Below are 22085 nucleotides of genomic sequence, written 5' to 3' on the forward strand. Positions count from 1 at the left end.
ATACAATGTTAAAAAATTGCGCCGGCTGATTTTCATCCCTTTGCCGGTGCTGCACTCTTTGCAGCACGGTTCTGCGCCGGGCACCCCCACCATGCCAGGTGGAAAATGCGGCATGGACATATTCGAAGAAGAGCTTCTGTTATTTCTGGTATAGAAACAAATTGAATATTCTTGCTGAAACGTTCTATAATGAAGTTACCTGTTTTTGTATGTTAGAAATGGGGAGGGACTTCCTTTGGATAAACCGAAATTGTGGACGAAAGACTTCATTATGATTTCTTCCACAAATTTTTTTACGCACGTTGTATTTTACTTGTTAATGACCAGTATTGCCATGTATGTCACAACCGCCTACCATGCAAGCCAGGGGATGGCAGGGCTTGCGGCGGGAATATTTGTGCTCGCTTCGCTCATTGCACGGTTATTTGCCGGGAAATATTTCGACAAAATCGGCCGCAAGCAGATGCTGGTCAGCGGATTGGTTGTTTTTCTGGCGGTGATGTTGCTTCATTTTAAAGCTGACAGTCTCCTGTTTTTGATGGTTTTGCGCTTTATCCAGGGAGCAATGCACGGCGTGATTACGACAGCGGCCGGCGCCATTGTCGCGGATATCATCCCGAATGAACGGCGCGGGGAAGGCACCGGCTATTATGCGACAAGCATGAATCTAGCGATGGCGATCGGGCCGTTTTTAGGGATTCTGATTACCCGGTTTGCCGATTTTCAGATGATCGTGCTGGTGTCAAGCATCATTGCATTCATCGATCTGATTTCTGCCATTTTGTTATCCGTTCCAAAACCGGCGCCTGCGAATGCACAAGTGAAGGAAATGGCCCGTTTTAAAGTAAAAGATTACTTTGAACCGGCTGCCGTGCCGATTTCAGGTGCAGTTTTTGCGGTTACGCTTGCCTATTCCAGCGTGCTGTCTTTCTTATCTTTGTATGCAAGGGACATTGGACTAACCGGCGCCGCCACTTATTTTTTCCTTGTATATGCGGCAGCGCTCGTCATTACAAGGCCTTTCACAGGCAGATGGTTTGATGAACGCGGGGAAAATGTTGTCGTTTACCCGCTGTTTATTTTGTTAATTGCCGGTTTCGTCCTGCTCAGCCAGGCGCACAGCGGATGGATGCTGCTTTTGTCAGGAGCTTTGATCGGGATCGGTTACGGCACCGTGCAGTCCAGTTTCCAGGCAATTGCCATTCAGCTTTCGCCGCCGAACCGGAAAGCCCTGGCAACTTCGACGTTTTTCATTTTTCTTGACCTGGCAAGCGGATCTGGGCCTTATCTGCTCGGGACAGTTGCCGGTTTGATGGATTTCCGGATGTTGTATCTTGCGGTTTCGGGCTGGGTTGTCCTGTGTATTGCCGTTTATTATGCCGTCCATGGGAGAAAAGCAGCAGCCAGCAAAAACACAACAGCAGCAGAAAGTAAATTTTAACAGGAGGGGTTGCACATGGCAGAACATCACTTTCATTTAAAAGCAGACTGGCCGGGGCTTCGCAATGATACAGGGAACATCGCATGCGGAAATCTGGTGGCAAAAATTTCCATTCCTCCGGAGATGGGCGGTCCGGGTGCCGGCACAAATCCGGACGAAATGTTGCTCGGGGCTGCCGCAACATGTTATATCATTACGCTGGCGGCGATGATGGAACGCAGCAGCCTGGAGAAAGAAAGTTTGACAATGGCATCAGAAGGGATCGTCGATGTGACCGGCGGCGTATTTACGTATAAAAAGATCATCCACCGGCCGGAAATTGTGCTGAAACCGGGCGCATCCGAGAGCGACGTCCGGCTCGCGCGGAAACTCGCGGAAAAAGCCGAAAAATCATGCATGATCAGCCGGGCCATTCAGGGAAATGTGGAAATGGAGCTTGAAGTTACGGTGAAAACAGCCGGCTGACTGGAACGGCAGGCAACTGTGAAAAAAGAAAAAGGCTGCCCTGCTGTTTGGGAAGCCATTGGAAAAGTGATTTTGCATGTCAGTATACAACATATAGAACGGAAAAAGACGTTGAGGCGGTGTCCCAACGTCTTTTCTTAGCTTCGCTTTTTGGGAGCTGCCTTCGTTTCCAGCAGCTCCTTTCGGTGAACAACTGTGTTTTTTACAATACTTTGTCCAAAAAGTCCTGTGCCCGGGTTGTTTTCGGGCGCGAAAAGAATTCATCCGGTGTGCTGTCTTCCAAAATTTTTCCGCCGTCAAGAAACAGGACGCGGTCGGCCACTTCGCGGGCAAAGCCCATTTCGTGTGTGACGATGACCATCGTCATGCCGGTTTGGGCAAGGTCTTTCATGACGTTCAGCACTTCTTTGACCATCTCGGGATCAAGTGCGGATGTCGGTTCGTCAAACAGCATCAGTTTCGGTTCCATCGCCAGCGCGCGCGCAATCGCGACACGCTGCTTCTGCCCGCCGGAAAGGCTGTCCGGATATGCGCCTTCTTTTTCCGTCAGGCCGACTTTTGCCAGCAATTCGCGCGCTTTTGCTTCGGCGGTATGGCGGTTCATCTTCTTTACTTTCATCGGCGCGTAAGTCAGATTGTCCAGCACCTTTTTATGCGGAAAAAGATGAAAGTGCTGGAACACCATTCCAATTTCCGAGCGGACTTTCATTACATTCGTTTTTTTGTCGGTGATTTCTTCCCCGTCAATCCAAATCCGCCCTTTTGTCGGCTCCTCCAGGAAATTCAGGCAGCGCAGAAAGGTCGATTTGCCGGATCCGGACGGTCCGATGACAACGACGACTTCCCCTTTTCCGACTTCTGTTGTAATATCTTTTAAAACTTCATTATGCCCGAACTGCTTATGGAGATGTTCGACTTTAATCACTGTATTTCATCTTCCTTTCCACTTGTCTGCCAAGCATGGTGAGGATAAAGACAAGCACCCAGTAAATCGCGGCAACAAACAGCAGCGGTTCAAAATTGTGATACGTTTGTGCACCGACAACCTGGGCACGGCGCATCAAATCGAGATAACCGATAGTCGATACAAGGGCAGACTCTTTGGTCAGAGAAACAAATTCATTCATCAACGCCGGCAAAATATTTTTCATCGCCTGCGGTAAAATCAAGTCTTTCATCATTAAATAATACGGTACACCGAGCGCCTGAGCAGCTTCTGTCTGGCCTTTGTCAACCGCCTGAATCCCGGCCCGGATGATTTCCGATACATAAGCCGCAGAGTTTAAGCCGAATGCGAGAATAGCGGACGGAAACGGCTGGATATCGTAACCGGTCAGCTGTGGAATGGCAAAATAAATGAGCATCAGCTGCACAATGAGCGGCGTGCCCCGGAAAATTGATGTATAAATATCGCCTATCCATTTCAATGTTTTAATATGAGAAATTTTAAAAAGGGCAAAAATCGTGCCAAGCACAAACCCGAAAAGGATCGCAAAAAATACAAATTTTAAAGTTACCCATATTCCTTTTAAAATAAAAGGAATATAAGGCACAATTTGGCTGAAATCCAAATTCATGCCTTACACCTCACTTTGTTTGTTTTGAAAAAACAGCGCCCTGCTCAGCAAGGCGCCTGCATGCATTACTGTTTGTCAAGTTTCCATTTCTTTCTCAGCTCATCCAGTTTCCCGTTCTTTTCTGCTTTTGCCAGCACTTTGTTGACTTTCGCCGTCAATTTGCTGCCTTTTGGAAAAGCAACAGCCATGCCCGGGGAGCTCGAGGTCGGGTCGTCAAAGCCAACCAGGTTTTGCTTCTTGATATAGCCTTCTGCGACTGATTTATCAAGATAGGCTACTTGAATCCGTTTTGAAAGCAATTCTTCAATTAAGTTTGTGGAGTTGTCCAGCTTTTTGACTGTAAAATTGTACTTTCCTTTCAGCTTGTCCGCGCCCTCTTCCTGAATGGTGCCGAGCTGGACGCCGACGGTTTTGCCTTTCAAGTCATCCAGTGTCTTGACAGGGGAACCTTTTAACGTAACAAACATTTCCCCTGAATGATGGTACGGGGTGGAGAAGTCGACGTTTTTGGCACGTTCTTTCGTTGCGGACATCCCGGAAAGGACCATGTCAACACGGTGCGATTGCAACGCCCCGATCAAGCCGTCAAATTTCATATCTTTAATTTCGAGTTTGTATCCCAGTTCTTTTGCAATATAGTTGGCGAGATCCGCGTCAAATCCAATTACTTTTCCTGCTGTGTCCCTTGTTTCAAACGGGGCAAAGTCGGCTGAAGTGCCCATGACGAGCGTTTTTTCTTTTTTCGCGGTGCTTTTGCTGCTGTTCGTTTGGCCGCAAGCTGCCGCAATCACCATTGAAAATACAATTGCGATGCCTAACACGATCTTTTTCACAATGTTTCCCCCTATGAATATATCATTCTTGGTAAGTATCTTTATTCAACAAAATGTATTTTAACACGATGCGCAATGTTTGAAAAGATCCCTATTTTAAAAAGGATTGCCATTTTTCAGCTGCTTACCGGTATTTTTTTAACGGTTTCTGCAAACTCGCCTTTTACTTTTTCCAAAAGTTCCCCATTTGTGAGAAGGTCAAATCCGGTCATGGCCAAAGCCAGCGCGCCGCTCGATAAGATCTGATGCGCATTGTCCGTAATCGTCATATCGGCAAATGCTTTTGTATGCGCGACAAGCCCCGGGGCATCCAGGCCGATATACGGGTGGATCGCCGGCACGACATGGCTGACGTTACCCATATCAATGGATCCGTATGAGGTTTTTGGCGGATTGACTTTTTTCACTTTTGTTTGTAAAAGGTTTTCCGTGAACATGTTCGACAATGTCTTGTTTGTGATCATATTGTCATAGCTTAGTTCGTAATTGGATATTTGCACGGCGGCACCGGTCATGATCGCCGCACCCTGTGCGATCTTTTTCACCTTGTCAACCACTTCGTTTAAAACAGCGCGTGCTTTGGCGCGCACATAAAACTGGGCTACCGCCTTATCAGGGACAATGTTTGCGGCAATGCCGCCTTCTTTGATAATGCCGTGGATACGGACATCGGAAGTGACATGCTGGCGGAGCGCATTTACGCCGTTAAACAGCTGAATCGCCGCATCAAGTGCGTTAATGCCGTCTTCCGGATTGGATGCCGCATGGGCTGATTTCCCGCGGAAGTCAAACTGGATCGCGTCCATCGCAAGCGACTCGCCGCTTTCATACGACTCATCGGCCGGGTGGACAATCATCGCGGCATCGATCCCATTGAAAATGCCCTGTTCTGCCATCGCAACTTTCGCGCCGTTCGTTTCTTCCGCCGGTGTTCCGAGCACCACCGCACGGCCGCCGGTTTCATCAATGACTTTGCTTAAAAGCACACCCGCACCCGCACTCATGGTTCCGATCATATTGTGGCCGCAGCCGTGGCCGACACCCGGAAGCGCATCATATTCGCATAAAAAGGCAACTACCAGTCCCGGTTTTCCGCTGTCATAAACGGCTTTAAAAGCAGTCGGCCTGCCGACAATTCCTTTTTCCACTGCAAAGCCGTGTGACGCAAGGAAGTCCGTGAGCAATTTCATGGACTGGTATTCCTGGTCGCCAAGTTCGGGATGATGATATAAGTAGTCGCTCATTTCCCAAAGCTTGGACTCGATTTGACTCAAATGGTGTCTAAGCTGTTCCTTCATTGGATGGCCCCCTTGTATTGTTCGTGTGCGCCAAAGTTAATATTTATAAATAATATGTTATAAATATACATCACCTTTCCTTATTCGACAAGCCTTTTTTAAAAAAAATACAAAAAGGCCCCATCTTGCTTCAGATGGAGCCTTCTTCGTCATAAAACTACTGCTATTCATGAAATGTTCCAGCCATATGGTTTGCAAATGCCCCGGTGCTCACTGGCACGGGCACAGCAACTATGCCGGCTATCGTGGGCCGTAGATTTACCACATGTCCCGTGTTTTTTCGCAAACATGCGGGCTTCCTTATGCCATCATTTTGCAAATATCATTTGAAAATGCAACCGGGTCTTCAATCTCGAGCCCTTCAATCAGCCGCGCCTGGTTATACAACAGGTTTGTATAAAGCTTGCATTTGTCCTTGTCATGGGCGAACGCCTCTTTTAATGCGTTAAATACATCATGATGGATGTTAATTTCGAGCACTTTATCGGCTTTCACACTTTGCCCGTTCGGCATGGCGCTCAGCACCTTTTCCATTTCAATTGACACTTCGCCGTCCGTGGTGAAGCAGACCGGATGCGATTTTAAGCGGTGCGAGGCGCGGACATCTTTCACTTTTCCGTCCAGTGCCTCTTTCATAAATGCAAAGAGATCTTTGTTTTCTTTTTCCTCGGCATCGGTTTCTTTTGTGTCTTCCGTTTCAAAGCCGAGGTCGCCGCTTGACACGGACCTGAATTCTTTTTCCTTATAATTCATGAGCATCTTAATCGCAAATTCATCAATATCTTCCGTAAAATAAAGGATTTCGTATCCTTTATCAAGCACAAGTTCCGTCTGCGGCAATTTTTCAATCCGGTCGATCGACTCGCCGGTTGCGTAATAAATGTATTTTTGGTCTTCCGGCATGCGACTTACGTATTCATCAAGCGTAACAAGCTTTTTCTCTTTTGAAGAATAAAACATCAGGAGATCCTGCAAATCTTCTTTGTGCGCGCCAAATTCATTGTACACACCGAATTTCAGCTGGCGGCCGAATGATTTGAAAAACGCTTCGTACTGCTCGCGATTCTCTTTCAAAAGGTTTGCCAGTTCGCGTTTGATTTTGCTTTTGATATTTTTCGCAATCAGCTTCAGCTGACGGTCGTGCTGGAGCATTTCCCGCGAAATGTTCAGAGACAAATCTTCGGAATCGACCATCCCTTTGACAAAGCTGAAGTAATCCGGTAAAAGATCCGGGCATTTTTCCATAATCAGGACGCCATTCGCATACAGTTCCAACCCTTTTTCATATTCCGGCGTATAATAATCGAACGGAATTTTTTCCGGAATGTAAAGAATCGCATTGTAACGCACAGTGCCGTCGACTTTGATGTGGATATGCTTAACCGGTTTGTCAAAGCCGTAATGCTTTTCCATATAAAATTGCTCATAATCTTCGTCTGTCAGTTCGTTTTTGTTTTTGCGCCAGATCGGGACCATGCTGTTGAGCGTTTGTTCTTCTTTGACCTCTTCGTACTCATCTTCGCTGCCTTCTTTCAGGCGCCTTTCCGTTACTTCCATTTTAATCGGGTAGCGGATAAAATCAGAATATTTTTTCACGATGGCCCGCAGCCGGTACTCTTCCAGGTACTGATCGTAGTCTTCATCCTCTGTGTTTTCTTTCAGCTTCAATATAATATCCGTGCCGTTGCCGTCTTTTTCGCACGGTTCAATTGAATAGCCTTCCGCGCCTTTCGACTGCCATTTATAAGCCTGATCGCTCCCTGCAGCCTTGGAAATGACGGTAATTTCATCTGCCACCATGAATGCCGAGTAGAAACCGACGCCGAACTGGCCGATGAGGTCATATCCGTCTTTCATTTCATTGTCATTTTTAAACGCAAGTGAACCGCTTTGCGCAATGGTGCCGAGATTTTCTTCCAGTTCCTTCTCTGTCATGCCGATCCCGGTATCGGAAACCGTCAGTGTCCTGTTTTCTTTGTCCGGGGTAATTTTAATGTAGTAGCTGTCTTTATCAAATGTTAAATTTTCATCTGTCAAAGCTTTGTAATAAATTTTATCGATTGCGTCGCTGGCGTTGGATATCAGCTCGCGCAAGAAAATTTCTTTTTGCGTGTAAATCGAGTGGATCATCATGTCGAGAAGCCGTTTGGATTCTGCTTTAAATTCCTTTACCGCCACTTCGATCTCTCCTTTATATGTATAAATGATGGCAATGCCCCTTTAGCACTCCGAACGCAAGAGTGCTAACATCTTATTTTTTAGCACAGCACCGCTTGTTTGTCAATGAAACAGTGGCAGAAATTGTCCTTTCCAACAGGCAGGGGTTGTTCTATAATTAGTAACTGACATCTAAATACGGGCTTGGGCGATGGAAACAGGTGAAATTCCTGTACGGTCCCGCCACTGTGATGGAAAAAATTTTCCTAAGTCAGATCTTTCTCCCAAGCTGTCGGTTTATTTGAAGCCTACGAGGTATAGGAGAAAAATTTTTGCCCTTGTATACCTCTTTTTGTACAGGGGTTTTTTATGGAAAGGAGAGCGGTAATGGTGGGGAAAAAATGGTTCGGGATTCTCTGGGGAATTGTTCTTATTTTTGTGTTATCTTTCCCGTCCGAAAGCTTTGCAGCAGTATCTGTCAGCAAAGACATAAAGAATACAGCATCATATTTTAAATCTTCCGCTTTAAACTCTGATTTTGCAGTAGCCGCACTGGCAAAGGAGAATTTGCTAACAGCCAATGAGATAAAGCAGTACCGGAAAGTTTTAACAGACCGGGTGAATGCCAAAAAGGTAACCGGTACGGAACTCGTTAAGACCATCATCGCTCTAAAAGCGATTGGAGAGGATCCGGAAAACTTTCAAAAGCAGAATTTGATCAAACGCGTATACGATACGGCGGCAGAAAGCTCGGTAACCGGATATGCCTATGATTTAATCGCTTTGAATACGGATGACTATGAGATTCCGAGTGATGCACCGAATACTCCTGCTAAAATTGCAGCAAAACTGGTTGATGCGGAACTTCCGGACGGCGGTTGGAGCTGGAGTTCTTCCGCCAAAAATTCGGATGTTGACTCAACCGGCATGGTACTGACCGCACTTGGCACTTATCAGGATAAACATGATAAAGATGTGAACACGGCAATCCGTGACGGCATTAAATACTTGAAGGCAGCAGAAAAAGAAAACGCCAGCTTTGACAACTACGGCATTAATTCGTGCACAACCGCCCAGGCCATCATCGGTCTTGTCTCTGTCGGCGTTGACCCGACAACCCGTGATTTTGTTAAAAAGGGCACGAATCCTATTTCTGCACTCAGCACATATAAAGATTCCAAAAACGGCGGATACAAATGGAAAACGACAAGCGAATCTTCAGACAGCTTTTCAACAGAACAGGTTTTCCAAGCCCTTGTCGCCTATGACCTTTTTCTAAAAGGAGATACCCTGTATAACTTCAGGAATATTAGCAGATCCCATGCCGGCAGTACGGGCGCAACTGATTCGGATGCCGGGGACAAGGATTCTGGCAACGACACTTCTTCAAATGGTAACGGGGCGGACAGCAGCAGCGGCCACAGCCCGGCTGCAGCCGCTACAAAAGTGGTTGAAAAGCATACGAAAGAAGTCGTAACCAAAACGAACACCATTACGAATACGAAAGACCATACGATTACGCATAACAACACCACTACAAAAACCAATACGGTGGAAAAACCGGCCGCAGCCAAAAAACAAACGCCGGCAAAAACAAAAACAGCTTCAAATGCAAAAAAAGAGGACAAACCTGCAACTGCAGCTGCCCAGGCACCCCCTGCAGAAGATGCGCAGCAAGAGCCGAAAAAAGTCGTCATTACCAAAACAACGGGTGTTTCTCCTGTGCACGGCTGGGTCGGTTCCCTTTCTGCGGGTGCAGGCGTCATCCTGCTAATCATCCGTAAAAAATTTCTGGGGGTATGAGCAGGAATGAAATATAAAAGTATCATTATTGATAGTATTGCCGTTTTATTGATTGCATTCGGCACCTGGTTTTTTATCGACGGTTTCCATTTTGAATCGAAAACCGTTAAAACTTATTCTGAAACAACACAAGTTGCAAACACTTCAGCGAAGGAAAAGGATACGGCAGCAAAAGACAGTACAACCGGAAAGAAAACGGACGCCGCCGGCAGCAACAAAACGGATGAAAAAAGCAATACGGGCGGATCCGAAAGCAATGCGGCGGATTCAGCTGCCCACTCCAAAAATGCTGAAGAAAAGGCTTCTGCAGACAGCAAGACGGATAAAGCACCTGCCACAAATACCAAAACGGCGGTCACATCCAGCACATCAACGAAAACGACAACCGGGGCTTCTTCGTCCGGGTCCGGCAGCAGCCACGCTTCCGGCAACACCGCAGCGCCATCTAAAGCAAAAGCCGAAACGGTTTCTTTAACCGTAAAGGGCTACAAAGGGCCGGTTTTCAGCGGCAAATACAGTTATAAAAGCGGAGACACTGCATTTTCCGCTTTAAAAAAAGCCGCCGCTTCTGAAGGCGTAAGCCTCGATTATTCCGGGTCCGGTGCAACCGTCTATGTAAAGGGCATTAATGGCCAGTATGAAGGGGATCAAGGCGGCATGAGCGGCTGGAAATATAAAGTAAACGGAAAAGAGCCAAACGTTTCCGCAGGGTCGTATAAACTAAAAACCGGCGATCAGGTTGTCTGGTTCTATTATAAATAGGAGATGCATAAAATGGGGAATCAGCCGCTTGAAAAAAGGAAGTCAGCGAAAACCGCTTCACGGCTGACAAGGAGAATGGCGCTTCTTGCCATGCTGGCGGCCCTGAGCGTCGCCGGGCGGATTTTGATGGCATCGGTCCCGAATGTCCAGCCGTGCACCGTGATCATCATTTGCAGTTCTTTTGTTTTCGGCATCCGCTTCGGTTTGGCGCTTGCCTTTTTGACGGTCTTCGGTTCCGACATGTTTCTCGGCATGGGGCTGTTTGCGATCATGCAATTTCTTGCGTGGGGGAGTATCGCGGTGCTTTCCGGCCTGCTCGGCAAGAAAGAGTTATACAAAAAAATCCCGCATCTCGTGTTATGTCTGTATGCAGCTTTTACCGGCTTCCTGTTCGGCTTTATGGTTTCATTAAATTATTTATTTATCGGCGGGCCGTTTGCGTTTTGGACATACTACCTCGGCGGGCTGTTGTTTGACAGCTACCATGCCGCGGGAAACTTCTTCTTTTATTTAATTTTAGGGCCGCTTTTAATCAAACTGATTGCAAAAGAAAAAACACGAATCGAACGCATTTAGCCTAAGGCTGCCTGTTTCACGCAGGCAGCCTTGTTTGGCTGTTGTCTGATATGGAGCACAACAAAAGATGTTGGGTTAACTTAATGGAGAGAATTTAAGTGAACTATTTGAGGTTGGTAATACTTTCGAGTTTATATAATGTTTTAACTGCTATGAGTCTTTCAAGATTCCATTGAATAGCACAATAAACAACAGCACCTCCTTCGTATCCATCAAAGGAAGTGCTGTCCTGTATACTTATCAACTATATAATGCTTACAAAGACGCTAAACCAAATACAAAGTCTTTCTCATCCCTGAAAAATCAAGTTGAACAGTTTGAAATGCAAGTCACACGGGACTCCATTCAAGAAAATAAATCAATTCGCAAGGCGGCTGAAAAGTTGGGCGTAAGCCATTCTACACTGGTCAAAAAAATGAAAAGGTGGAAAATGATCATAGAATAATGTTGAATTACCAAAATCCACTAGCCTTTTCCCCTCCCCCGGAATGCATAAAGAATCTAAGATCTACTGAAACAGCTCAAAGATACTTGAAAAGTAATGCTGCCTATCAATATTCTGGCAAAAAACAGCCGTTTCTAATAGAACTTACTATGGAACGGCTATTTTTTTCAGGGGTGCCCACTCCTCATCCATGTCCCCAGATAACCTTCCAATACGAATTCTTTTAACCCAGTCCATCAACGATGGCCATTTTTCAGGGGTATGGCTGGCTTTTACCTGGAAAAAAGCTTTATACCAGACATATGCCGTTCTGCGGCCATGGTGTCATGTCCGTACAATTCGGAAATTCGATGTCCTCAGCGGCTTTTTCAATATCTGCTGAGTGGGCGGGGGAAGGCGGATCAAAGTAAGCCTTCTCTTATCCAAGCATTCACTTCCTATGAAACCAAAGCTGAGTATCCATTCATTTCACCATCATCCTCACGCAAGCCGGTACACGACAAATTTTTCGTATGGATTATGCTTGTATAAAAGCGTTAGCGGGACTTCGAGTTTTTTTTCAAATGGTGTATGGTCTTCAAGGAAGTAAATATAGTCCTGCGACGGATAATATAAAATAATGTCTGTTTCCCGGTATGCTTCTTCCACCGAGCGTAAAATATTTTGCACAACCTTCATAAAGATTTGAACAGAAAACGGATTAAAAAAGTAAAAACGGTTGTCGTCCGGCAGTATCTTATAATTTTCGGCAAGGCAGCATATAAACCGAATACGGGCGGGCTGAACCGGGAATTTTCTCTCATAGCGTTTCTTGTTTTCGAGGGCTTCCCGGTACAACCATTCATTCATTTCAATGCCGGTCACGGTTGCGCGAAACAAATGATGGATATAAAAATTGAGCCGCCCTTTGCCGCAACCGAAGTCTACCACATGGTCGCTTTTATCCAGTTCATAATGATCGAACAGTTCATCAAGCGCATGATAAGGCGTCGGCTCATAACGGTTGTAATGCAGTGATGCATTAAACCCTTTTTGCTCACCGGTTGTTTTGATATGCAAAATTCCGTCAAAGTAGGAATCGTTCATTGTTTCGCTCCTGTTTTTTCTTGATAAAAGACCGGCCCTGCTGTTTATAAAGGGGCAATTGCCTGTTCCAGCCCGTACGGTGACAAATCCAGTTCTGTTTTCCGGCCGAGTGCAAGCCTTGCAAGCTCAGCGCCGAGAAAAGGGCCGGCCGTTAAACCGGATGCCCCGAGCCCGTTTGCGCAAAGTAGCCCATCATAACCGGGCCATGTGCCGATCACAGGCAAAAAACCCGGCGTGAACGGCCGGAATCCGACTTTCACATCAACAAGGTAAGCTTCAGCCAAACCCGGTGCAACCGGCAGCACTTTATTTAAAACTTCGTGGACCCCTCCGGCTGTTGTGTGCAAATCAAAAGCTTCCGTGTTTTCATGGGTGGCGCCGGCAATGATACGGCCGCCATCGAATGCCAGCAAATACTGATCATTCGGCGGCATGACGACCGGCCAGCTGCTTGTGTCCATACCTTGCAGTTTTAAATGGAGAATCTGCGCTTTTTGGTGGCTGACTTGAAAAGCCGCACTGAGCGGTTTGAACAAATCTTTTGCCCATGCACCCGCTGCCACAATTGTTTTGTCCGCATGCAGCGTGCGGCTTCCGACTTCAACCCCGATGACTTTTCTGCCTTCCACAAGCAGCCGGGCATTGCCATGAATGACTTTGGCTCCGCGTTTGCAAGCAGCATTTAACAGGCAATTGCGCAATGCCTTCCCGTTTACGCGCGCGGCACCGCCGGCATAGACCGCACTGAACCCTTCGTCCAGAATCGGAAACATGGCATGCGTCTCGGCGGCAGACAGCCGTTTTACTTCCCCGATTTCAGGCGCATCTTCCCTTCGCTTTAACGCGCGTTCCTGCATTTTATCAAGCTTTTCTTCATCTGTATGTATGCTGAGAGCGCCAGTCCGTTTATAACCGGTTTCCGTCTCCCCGTCTTTTTCCAATTGGGCAATTAAATCAGGATAGTATTTTGCACCTGCTTTTGCGAGCCGGTACCAGTCTTTGTTGCGCCGCTGCGACAGCCACGGGCATATGATACCGGCAGCCGCTTCCGTTGCCTGCCCGGGATCCGCCCGGTCAACCAGTGTAACAGCTGCGCCCGCTTTTGCAAGATGGTATACAGCAGATGCCCCAAGCACCCCGCCGCCAATTACGATATATGATAGCATGAGTTACGCCTGCTTTCTGTAAAATAAGATTTGCTTTAAAATATCCAAATCAATGGCCTGGTCATCATGAACAGCGATATTCTGAAACCCAACCATTGCCTTTCATTTTGCGGCCGTTTCTTCATTGATCAACCCCGTTCGCTTTCAGCAGATCAAAAGCCTCCCTGCTCGTCTGTGGGAGCCCGAGCTGTTCTTTTGCAGCAATGTGCATGGGCCAAGTCAATCGATGCTTCACAAGCACGCTGGATATTGAGAATGATGGAGTCCTGTTTCGTAAAGTCCTCTAAACTTGCAGGAGAGCCGCTAATACACTTCCCGGACACGTTTCAGGCAGCGCTCAATGGTACTTATCTTGTTCAAGACCACTTCATCTTCCATACACAGCCCCGTTTTTTGCAATATTTTTCAATATTTAGGCACGTTCCTCGTTAAGCTTTGCATACAAACGATACGCCAGCATTCGTTTTACATTCAGGGCATTTTCATTTTTCATATCCATGACGATGCCGGTTGCAAAAATCTGCGCCTGAAATACAGTAGGGGCCTGGTTCAGATCAATAAGATCCACATCCTTATTTAATCTATCTGCAAGTTCCTGGGCAAATAAAAAACATTCATAGGGTGCCAGTATACCGCCTTCTTTGTAAAAGCGATGTCAACATCACTATCCGGCCGGGCATATCTTTTGCATACGAACCGAACAATGATAAAATCCGGATCTATTTTTTCTTTTAAAAAAGCAATGATTTCCCTCCGCAAGTTCGGCGCCTCCCTGTACACGGTACTCATCCCTATTATACGAACAAACCGGCAAAAAAGCGAAAAATCCCCGTGCAAACAGGGATTTTCATTTTCGCTTACTTTATGATGTTTTGCCTGCACTTATTTCAACGACATATCCAGAACCATCCTGCCTTGTATTCTGCCTTCTTCCATTTCCTTAAAAACATCTCCAACTTCTTCCAGCCTGCGCGTTTGCACAACCGGGACGACTTTTCCTTCCGCACCGAACATAAAAGCTTCCTCAAGGTCTTTTCTTGTGCCAACCAAAGACCCGACGACTTCTATCCCGTCAAGGACTGTTTTCACAATTTCAAGATCCATTGTTTCCGGAGGGAGCCCGACAGCAACGACTTTTGACACCGGCCGTACGGAGTGGACAGCCTGGTTGAATGCCTGTTTTGAAACAGCCGTTATCACTGCAGCATGCGCGCCGCCAACTTCTTTCTGAATCCACTCAGCCGGATCGCCATCCGTTTTGGAATTAAAGGTGAGATCAGCACCGACTTCTTTTGCCAGTGAAAGTTTGTCGTCATTGATATCGACCGCAATGACTTTCGCATTAAATACATGTTTGGCGTACTGGACAGCAAGGTTCCCGAGGCCCCCTGCTCCATAAATGACAATCCATTCGCCCGGCTTCACATCTGCGACTTTAATGGCTTTATAAGTGGTTACACCGGCACAAGTAATGCTTGTCGCCTGCCTTGGATCCAGCCCTTCCGGCACTTTTACGGCGTAATCGGCTTTGACAATGCACTGCTCTGCCATGGCCCCGTCGACACTGTAGCCAGCATTTTTCACTTCACGGCAAAATGTCTCATTTCCCGTTAAACAGTACTCACAATGCCCGCAGCCTTCAAAAAACCAGGCAACGCTTACACGATCGCCCACTTTAAGAGAAGTGACACCATCCGCGACTTCCCTGACAATGCCGACCCCTTCATGGCCGAGAATGCGTCCCGGCACATCGCCAAAGTCGCCCTTTGCCACATGCAAATCCGTATGGCAGACACCGCAGTATTCGATATCCACCAAAGCTTCCCCGTACTCAAGCGGACGCAACTGCACATCTTTGACCTCTACCAGCTTTTGCTTATCAGAACTGACGACTGCTGCTCTCATGCAGATCCCTCCCGGAAAACTAGTTTGATACTTTGCAATCTTCATTTTCATTATAATGGCCTCTCTCTGGGCGATCAAGATTTTTTTGGAAATTTTTCGGGTTTTCCACCCCGTATATGTCTGGCTTACCTTCTTTGAAACAGGGTATAAAAATAAAAACCTCTCTGCCATACTGCGATGAGAAAATAGGTGAGTACGCATGAATATGGAAAAGCTGAGTAAAGTGACCCCGGGTGTTTATAAAATTGAAGAAAATTATGTTGGCGAAGCCATGAAGAACCTTCAGGAAAACCAATTGATCATTCAAGGCGATATTTTTTGGCACAGCCATGAAACAAAGAAAGTGAAACTGATGAAGCGTGCCAGTTATTTAGTCGGATACAATCCGTTCATGAAAATGGATTACGACTATTTAATAGAATTAAAAAGTTTGCTGGAAATTTTGCTTGAAGACAAAGATCCTGACCTCGTCCATTGCACAATTAAAAATGCCAGATGGATTACAAAAGATTATATATACACGATCACGGATAACAAAATCAACATTGAAGTGAACCTGGCTTAACTTTTTAGGGCAGGGCCTTTGTGAAGGCTTTTACAAAGCAGGGGGCCCGGAGCCTCTGGGCCCCGGCGCCGAAATCCAGATCATGAAAGGAGCGCAGGCAAAGACAAGGCTTAAATTTATACTTACTTGAATGAACAGACAGGCTTGGCGGTTTAACCCCCGGGCCTGGTTTCATGATTTAAAGTGAAATAGGCATTGGTTTTTAAACCACTAAAACAAAAAATTTATCATTTTGACGAACCTCGAGGATGATGTTTTCATGTGTGCGTCGTAAACGAATTCATCCCCTTTTTTGCATAGAGAACTTTTATGTTGCCTTCTGAATCCTGACTCCCAGCTCATCCAGCTCATCCATCACATTATACGGAATTTTTACAGGCCCTGCCCCGGCAGCTTCAAGTGCAGGAGCAAACCCTGTATTGACTTTCAGATTCCCGGTCTTGGCAACTTTCGCAGCTGTGCCCAGTTTGCTGAGGCCTTTGTCGCCAAGAAGAGAAATTCCAATAGAAGCAAGCCCGTAGGTGAAGAACTCAGTCCGGCTTTTGGCATCGCCGTGGATGACATCCCGTTCAAAAGCTTTTTGGACAGCAAGCCCCATATACTTTGCCATATCGACCGATTTATGTGCCGTGCTTTTCAAGGTTGCAATTGGGGAGGATAAGCGCTTGTTTCCATCATTTCCGAGTGCAGCATAAGTATCTTGATCTAAAACGGACTTTCCTAATGATACAAGACCAGTGTAAATTTCACCGACGGTCTTTCCGGCGCCGTCATAAAATCCATTCCAAATGTCAACCAGCAGCGGGTCGTCCGGATTTTCTGAACCGGGGATGGCCTCTTTTGGGATTTCATTGACCAGTTCATAATAGGGCTGCTTGCTCGCGGGCTTGCGGTATTCCATCACCATGGCTCCGTCTTCATAGAAATGGAACTTAACGGACAAATGGCCTTCAAAGTCCTTGACGTCTACGGTTTGAACCGGTTTTACGCCGGCTTTTTGAATGAGCCCGCCTTCCAAACTGCGGTAGGCTTCGGTTGTGACAAACTGTTTCGGGTTGTAAGTGGCAATATCAAACGAACCGCTACCCGCCATCGATTCCATTTGCCGGACAAACTTCACCATTGTATCGATGTCCTGGTCTAAAGCTTCGAGGGAGCGGGTGGCTTTTGTATCAAAGTCATATAGCTGTTCCAGCGTCCTGGTTGCTTTTTTCCGCGCTTTTTGGATTGGATACAGTTTTTCATCAATGTCCAGTTTGGGCAGTGCAACAAGATCCGAAACTTCCTGTATTGCAGTATTGGCGTCTTCCAGCAAGTGTCCAACGGTATTTTCCAGCTTTTTCAGTGCGGGGATGACGCTGTCCTGGATAAAAGCTTCTTGAATATAGCCGTTCGGATCGGGCTCGAGAGCTGATAAGTCTTTAAGAATCTCGTTCAACTGCCCGTTGTACCCGACTAAAAATGACTGCAGGTATATGAGAAACGGCTGGTGAAAATCCCGGAAGTAGCCGCGTATGGCATTCCCGGCCTTTCCTTTAAATGCATCTTCCATATTTACAAAAGAGTCGATCGCCTGCTGAAGGCCCGTGATATGTTCAGCCTTCTCCTTCAAATCCCTTTGCATGTCCGTGGCCGCTTGTTCAAATGCTTGGACATCAAGAATTTTCATTGCTTCACCTGCTCATCGCCCGGCCTTCGAAACCTTTTTCCAATTGTTCATCATATTCTTTCATGGCATGGACGGCTTTTTTAGCTGCAGCCTCATTTTTTAATGTGACGGCCTGATATGCAGTGAGCAGGTTCTCCAGTTTTTGGTTCAAATAAGCAAGCTGCTGAAGGGAAGGTAAAGGATACGAACCCCTGCCATCCATTGAAATGTCCAAATTTTGGGCTTGTGAGCGAATCTTTGCAAGCGACTTTTCAACTGATTCGAACTGGATTTTGACTTCCATCTTCACACCTCTTTTTTGCGCATTTTTACAATTTCGGCTTGGATGGCTTTTTCAATCTGGATGTTTTGAGTGATGAGCTTGCTGATTTTCTCGTCCAGCAGTTGCAGGGCTGAATTGATTTGCTTTTCCGTTGCGTTATAGCTTTCAAGCAGTTCGTTTTTTCGGACTGCCTGGAACTGCTTCGCGAGTTGCCCCTCCCAGGTTGAGGCGGACAGGGCGGGCTGGAGAGAGCGCTTTTCTTTCTCCGCCAGTGCGTGCTTTGATTCCAGCAATGCCTGTTTGCTTTTTTTCAGACGTTCCAATTCTTCCTGGTTTTGTGAGAGTTGAAGATTCATTAACGGAATGATACTCATGTTTACCCCCGGATTTCGTAATATTTTGGTTTTATTATCCAGCGAAGCGGAAACGTTGTCAATTTGGTGAACGGCGGCACATAGGTAAATGGAAGGGGGAGATGACAGAAAAACACAGAAATATGCACTTATTTGAAAGCCAATCTGACTCTTTTTCCATAAAATTTTCCAAATAACGGCAATAAAATAGGCCATTCGATGCAGATTTTAGAATGGCCATTTTGCAATCTTTCATTGTGGCACACAAAAGTTTACAGGGGACTAGATCTTGCATAACTCGGCATAAAAGCATCACCTCTTTTTTCTCCAAAATTAAATGTTAAAATAGAAGAAAAAAATAAATGGTGTGGTTCAATTCACCTGAAGGCTTAACGAATCTCTCTTATCATATACGACACATGAAGGATTTGATAGGTTTTCTATTCGATCTGTATCCAATAGAAGGTTTCTCGGGCAATTTCTGGTTTGGTTTGGATGGAAGGAAGGAAAACGGCAAAACTAAAGGAGAAAGATAAAGAATGATACATATTCTATTTGGTGCCTCCGCTTCAGGCAGCTTGAAACATGCATTAAGAAAAATGGGGCTTGACAAGAAGGATAAGGTCATCTCCTTTTCGGATATATTTTCCATTGGCCCCATTTACAAGTTAAATAAGGAAATCGGAGTTAAGTCCAGATTTAAGTGGATGGAAAAGTGCATGAGTGATGAATTTGATGAACTTCCAGATTATCTCAAAGAATTTAAAAGATCACTCAATCAGATCATCTCAGTAGCTGAAGGGGAGCATGTAACAATTTGGGCCGCTGATAATGCACACGAACAAGCAGGATTGCGATTTGCTGTATATCTTTTAAAAGATAAAAATATTGATATAACCGTTATAAATACGTCAAAAGAGTATGAAAAGCGATTTCCGGTAAAAAAGGTCAAATATACATTGCTTCATTCAGGCGAAATGATCCCTGAAAAATTCCAACACTTATATGAACATGGAACTGGAAATCTGTTAACGGACCATGATAGAACAAGTTTGAAAAAAGAATGGCTTAATCTTGCAGAAACCCGGGAGACTTTACGGATTTGGCAGAATGGAAGAATATTTGGCGTTTCAGAAGACTATTTCGATGAATTTATTACAGGCAAAGTAAAAAAACTGCATGGTACAGGAAAGGAAAGAGCATTTATAAAATCAGCCCGGGTCATTGGTGAGGTAATTGGGCATTTAGACCAATACGTGGGGGATTCATTTCTCGAATATCGCGTAAGAAAGCTAATTGAAGCTGGCGTATTTGAATCGAAAGGCCGACTTGAAGCGATGCGCTTTTACAGCATAAGACTTAAATGCTGACATTATGGTTGCAAAGTATAAATGATTGCTTCCTGGAATAGAAATGCAGAATCATAACATAAAAATGTTCTCCATGGTCTTGCACGAAAACTGCAGCGAGAACCGGATTCTAAATAGGCAGTGATTACCAGCAACAGAGGAAGCAGCAGATCTTTTTCCCTCTTTTCAACTAATGATTCCATGAAACAGTACATTTATTTCATTGCCCCTTCCCCGGTTTTTCCGGGGAAGGGCCTTCAGTATACCCAACTTTTGTGAATTAACGCGGCAGCCTTGCCCGCCTGTCCGGAATCGGGTCCAATGCCCCTTCTGCGCAATTTTGATACCAATACGCAACGGTTGACACGTCATCTTCCCTTTCAAATAGGTGAATATCATCATTTCCTATTTGCTGTAATGTTACTTTTAAATTTTCCCTGAATCCGTGACGAAAATATAACAAACGCCGTTAATAGGTAGATTTCCCAAGAGTAAGGATATAGTGGTGTCCGACTATTCGATAAATGCACTTTTAGTGATTCAGTATGTAAAAATTTCCCTGTTTCATTCGTTTTTGTGCACGCCAAATAAATCTGCAAATTTCCATTTTTTGCAAGTTTTCGTTTTTTTATTTCTTTTTTCCTAGTAGTCTATTGATCGGGATGTTTAGTAAAAGGCTTGATACAAACGAGTAAAGACCGGTAACCATTTGTTGGTCTCCGCGACTTTTAATTTCCATTGCCGGCCACGGAAAACCAGCTTTGAGGCCAGTGTGATCATATTCTGGATGACGGTTCGGATTCTTCTTCTTGTTGTTTTCTTTTTCAATGGCGTATCTTGTTTTTTCAAGCTTTCTTGTCCAATCAAGCGAAGCAGGTTATACGCAAATACACCGAAATGGAGCACAAGGCCATTCGTTTCATATTTGCCCGATGGCAACCGTTCCAGATCCAGTTCTGATTTAATTTCACTGTGAAACTGTTCGCATGTGCCATGGTCATGATAGAGAGAGATCACCACATGAGGCGGCACTTCAAGATCTGTCCAGTAGGTTTCAAATTCATATTCGGGAATCAAAAAAATCTGGCCGTCTCTTGAGATGGTTCTTTCGATCACTTTAAAGACTTTTCGGATGGTTCGTATCTGGTCTTTTAATTGAATGGTTTCGGGGATGGATCCAAGGTAAACCTTCTTTCCTTCCCGTTCTTCACAACAGATCCCATATTTTTGGGCAATATGAAGCCAGTCTTCTGCTTTTTCCTTACGAGGATTGCGTTTGATAACAAAGCTTGCATGTTCTTCCAAGAAAATGATGAGATTATCCCGGCTGTCATTTCCGGAATCAAGCCTGATAAGCAATGGCTGATCCGTTAATCTCCTGGCAGATTGGATGATTTCCTTGATAAAATTCAGCGTACCTTTTTGGCAGTGGTCATTTCCCTTTCACATCTCAACATGCAGGCAGTAGCCTTCCTGCCCAATGTAAGCGAACATAGGTGCATAACCGTCGCAGCCTTTATAGGTTCTTTCCACTTCTTCTTTTTTTGTTTTGGAGTTATCAAAAGGGGAGACATCCAGATCAACCGGGATATACGGCTTGTCTTTGGCGTAAACTGGGCTAATTTCCGCATTTGTATGCGGTCAGATTCAGCGATTCTTCATGCAAGATCGCTTTCCATTTTTCCGTCAAGGCGGCTTGATCCAATCGCTGCCTTAAAGTCGGGCTGGAAGGAACCCTTTGGATATCCAAAGCCAGTGCAAAAAAGGCATCTTTGCCGAAGGTTTCAATATTGTCATAATCACTTTTTCCTTGGCAAAGCAGGCCAATATAGGATTTGGCTACATCAGCATTGGAACAAACGGGATTTCTGGAAATATCAGGGAGTCAATAGGCATTTAACCTGAAAGCTAAATTCGTTTGATTTAGTAAAATTCCTACTAACGCTAAACCGCTTTGGGCAACAATCCGTTCTTTCGTGGCTTCTATCACTAACTTTTTCATTAGATCACCTGAATGTGGAATGAGTTAAATTTAATGGATATGCTTATTATACTAGATTTCATGCGAATGGGTTAACGTTAAGTGAAAATTCCGTCACGGATTCAGGTTATTTTTTAATGTTGCACCTCAAAAGGGTACCCGTTATACAGTAACAGGTACCCTTTTCTTCTCAGCTAATTTCGGTGATGCAAGGATACCAACGTTTGGTAAGCTATCAAATGGTAACCTGTGAATGGGGTATGAGGAAATGTAAATGGGTGAATGATTGACCCAACTTACCTGAAGACTAATCTTTCTCCCTCATTATCATGATGCAGCGATTTCATATACGACGCATGAGGAATATGGAGGATTTTGGAGTATCCTTTAGA

19 protein-coding genes, 2 pseudogenes and 1 riboswitch are annotated in these 22085 nt (G+C 45.4%); of the genes and pseudogenes, 7 read left to right on the forward strand and 14 right to left on the reverse strand.

Translation table 11 applies throughout. From position 1 onward, the window contains the following. The first annotated feature begins 235 nt into the window (after nucleotides 1-235). Both NST20_RS14090 and NST20_RS14095 read left to right on the forward strand, forming a co-directional pair. A complete protein-coding gene (locus NST20_RS14090; RefSeq protein ID WP_013860550.1) occupies nucleotides 236-1441 on the forward strand; it encodes an MFS transporter in 1206 nt (401 codons plus the stop codon). A gap of 15 nt (nucleotides 1442-1456) precedes the next feature. Then, nucleotides 1457-1906, forward strand: a complete 450-nt coding sequence (locus NST20_RS14095) for an OsmC family protein (RefSeq protein ID WP_013860551.1) — start codon at nucleotides 1457-1459, stop codon at nucleotides 1904-1906. 202 nt (nucleotides 1907-2108) lie between these two features. On the opposite strand, the gene NST20_RS14100 is transcribed toward NST20_RS14095, so the two are convergent. From NST20_RS14100 to htpG, 5 genes are all read right to left on the reverse strand, one after another. Next, the gene (locus NST20_RS14100) at nucleotides 2109-2831 is read right to left on the reverse strand and encodes an amino acid ABC transporter ATP-binding protein (RefSeq protein ID WP_019721589.1); all 723 of its coding nucleotides are present in this window, start codon (nucleotides 2829-2831) and stop codon (nucleotides 2109-2111) included. Further along, complete coding sequence (locus tag NST20_RS14105; protein ID WP_013860554.1) at nucleotides 2824-3483, reverse strand: amino acid ABC transporter permease; 660 nt, start codon at nucleotides 3481-3483, stop codon at nucleotides 2824-2826. The genes NST20_RS14100 and NST20_RS14105 overlap by 8 nt, the downstream gene beginning before the upstream one ends. A gap of 65 nt (nucleotides 3484-3548) precedes the next feature. Continuing rightward, nucleotides 3549-4316 (reverse strand): transporter substrate-binding domain-containing protein, encoded by a 768-nt coding sequence (locus tag NST20_RS14110; protein ID WP_342399709.1) that lies wholly within the window; start codon nucleotides 4314-4316, stop codon nucleotides 3549-3551. A 116-nt stretch (nucleotides 4317-4432) separates the two neighbouring features. Further along, nucleotides 4433-5614 carry a M20 family metallopeptidase gene (locus tag NST20_RS14115; RefSeq protein WP_342399710.1) on the reverse strand — a complete coding sequence of 394 codons (1182 nt, stop codon included), beginning with the start codon at nucleotides 5612-5614 and terminating at the stop codon, nucleotides 4433-4435. A gap of 300 nt (nucleotides 5615-5914) precedes the next feature. Beyond that, the gene (gene htpG, locus NST20_RS14120; protein WP_237348604.1) at nucleotides 5915-7792 is read right to left on the reverse strand and encodes a molecular chaperone HtpG; all 1878 of its coding nucleotides are present in this window, start codon (nucleotides 7790-7792) and stop codon (nucleotides 5915-5917) included. Nucleotides 7793-7957: 165 nt separating this feature from the next. Then, a riboswitch (adenosylcobalamin (AdoCbl) riboswitch) is annotated at nucleotides 7958-8105 on the forward strand. Between the two features lie 35 nt (nucleotides 8106-8140). Between htpG and NST20_RS14125 the strand changes: the two genes are divergently transcribed. The 3 genes from NST20_RS14125 to NST20_RS14135 are packed head-to-tail and all read left to right on the forward strand — an operon-like array spanning nucleotide 8141 to nucleotide 10912. Then, nucleotides 8141-9574, forward strand: a complete 1434-nt coding sequence (locus NST20_RS14125; protein WP_342399711.1) for a terpene cyclase — start codon at nucleotides 8141-8143, stop codon at nucleotides 9572-9574. Nucleotides 9575-9580: 6 nt separating this feature from the next. After that, entirely contained in the window at nucleotides 9581-10336 is a 756-nt protein-coding gene (locus NST20_RS14130) for a DUF4430 domain-containing protein (protein ID WP_342399712.1), read from the forward strand. Between the two features lie 12 nt (nucleotides 10337-10348). Continuing rightward, on the forward strand, nucleotides 10349-10912 hold the full coding sequence (locus NST20_RS14135) for an ECF transporter S component (RefSeq protein WP_342399713.1): 564 nt from the start codon (nucleotides 10349-10351) through the stop codon (nucleotides 10910-10912). 925 nt (nucleotides 10913-11837) lie between these two features. On the opposite strand, the gene NST20_RS14140 is transcribed toward NST20_RS14135, so the two are convergent. The 5 genes and pseudogenes from NST20_RS14140 to adhP all read right to left on the reverse strand — a co-directional run bounded on the left by NST20_RS14140 (nucleotide 11838) and on the right by adhP (nucleotide 15514). Further along, complete coding sequence (locus tag NST20_RS14140; protein ID WP_019721595.1) at nucleotides 11838-12443, reverse strand: class I SAM-dependent methyltransferase; 606 nt, start codon at nucleotides 12441-12443, stop codon at nucleotides 11838-11840. A gap of 44 nt (nucleotides 12444-12487) precedes the next feature. Continuing rightward, on the reverse strand, nucleotides 12488-13609 hold the full coding sequence (locus tag NST20_RS14145) for an FAD-binding oxidoreductase (RefSeq protein WP_342399714.1): 1122 nt from the start codon (nucleotides 13607-13609) through the stop codon (nucleotides 12488-12490). A 3-nt stretch (nucleotides 13610-13612) separates the two neighbouring features. Continuing rightward, nucleotides 13613-13987, reverse strand: a pseudogene (locus NST20_RS14150) (DUF86 domain-containing protein). A 34-nt stretch (nucleotides 13988-14021) separates the two neighbouring features. Further along, nucleotides 14022-14177: a nucleotidyltransferase domain-containing protein gene (locus NST20_RS14155; RefSeq protein ID WP_258921009.1), complete on the reverse strand. Its 156-nt coding sequence runs from the start codon at nucleotides 14175-14177 to the stop codon at nucleotides 14022-14024. A 314-nt stretch (nucleotides 14178-14491) separates the two neighbouring features. Further along, nucleotides 14492-15514, reverse strand: a complete 1023-nt coding sequence (adhP, locus tag NST20_RS14160) for an alcohol dehydrogenase AdhP (protein ID WP_029141879.1) — start codon at nucleotides 15512-15514, stop codon at nucleotides 14492-14494. A gap of 199 nt (nucleotides 15515-15713) precedes the next feature. Between adhP and NST20_RS14165 the strand changes: the two genes are divergently transcribed. Then, nucleotides 15714-16079: a hypothetical protein gene (locus NST20_RS14165; RefSeq protein WP_019721598.1), complete on the forward strand. Its 366-nt coding sequence runs from the start codon at nucleotides 15714-15716 to the stop codon at nucleotides 16077-16079. Between the two features lie 307 nt (nucleotides 16080-16386). Here NST20_RS14165 and NST20_RS14170 read toward each other — a convergent pair whose 3' ends face one another. Genes NST20_RS14170 through NST20_RS14180 form a run of 3 tightly spaced genes read right to left on the reverse strand, consistent with a single transcriptional unit; the run spans nucleotide 16387 to nucleotide 18579 of the window. Further along, on the reverse strand, nucleotides 16387-17748 hold the full coding sequence (locus NST20_RS14170; RefSeq protein WP_342399715.1) for an LXG domain-containing protein: 1362 nt from the start codon (nucleotides 17746-17748) through the stop codon (nucleotides 16387-16389). A gap of 4 nt (nucleotides 17749-17752) precedes the next feature. Further along, nucleotides 17753-18031 carry a DUF5344 family protein gene (locus NST20_RS14175; RefSeq protein WP_118498860.1) on the reverse strand — a complete coding sequence of 93 codons (279 nt, stop codon included), beginning with the start codon at nucleotides 18029-18031 and terminating at the stop codon, nucleotides 17753-17755. Nucleotides 18032-18033: 2 nt separating this feature from the next. Next, nucleotides 18034-18579 (reverse strand): DUF5082 family protein, encoded by a 546-nt coding sequence (locus NST20_RS14180; protein WP_342399716.1) that lies wholly within the window; start codon nucleotides 18577-18579, stop codon nucleotides 18034-18036. 323 nt (nucleotides 18580-18902) lie between these two features. Here NST20_RS14180 and NST20_RS14185 point away from each other — a divergent pair, with 323 nt between their 5' ends. Next, nucleotides 18903-19733, forward strand: a complete 831-nt coding sequence (locus NST20_RS14185; RefSeq protein ID WP_029141881.1) for a DUF1835 domain-containing protein — start codon at nucleotides 18903-18905, stop codon at nucleotides 19731-19733. A gap of 645 nt (nucleotides 19734-20378) precedes the next feature. Here the strand turns inward: NST20_RS14185 and NST20_RS14190 are convergent. Next, nucleotides 20379-21714, reverse strand: a pseudogene (locus tag NST20_RS14190) (IS1380 family transposase). Nucleotides 21715-22085: the final 371 nt, after the last annotated feature.

The organism is Weizmannia sp. FSL W8-0676 (assembly GCF_038593015.1).
GTDB lineage: Bacteria > Bacillota > Bacilli > Bacillales > Bacillaceae_C > Weizmannia > Weizmannia coagulans.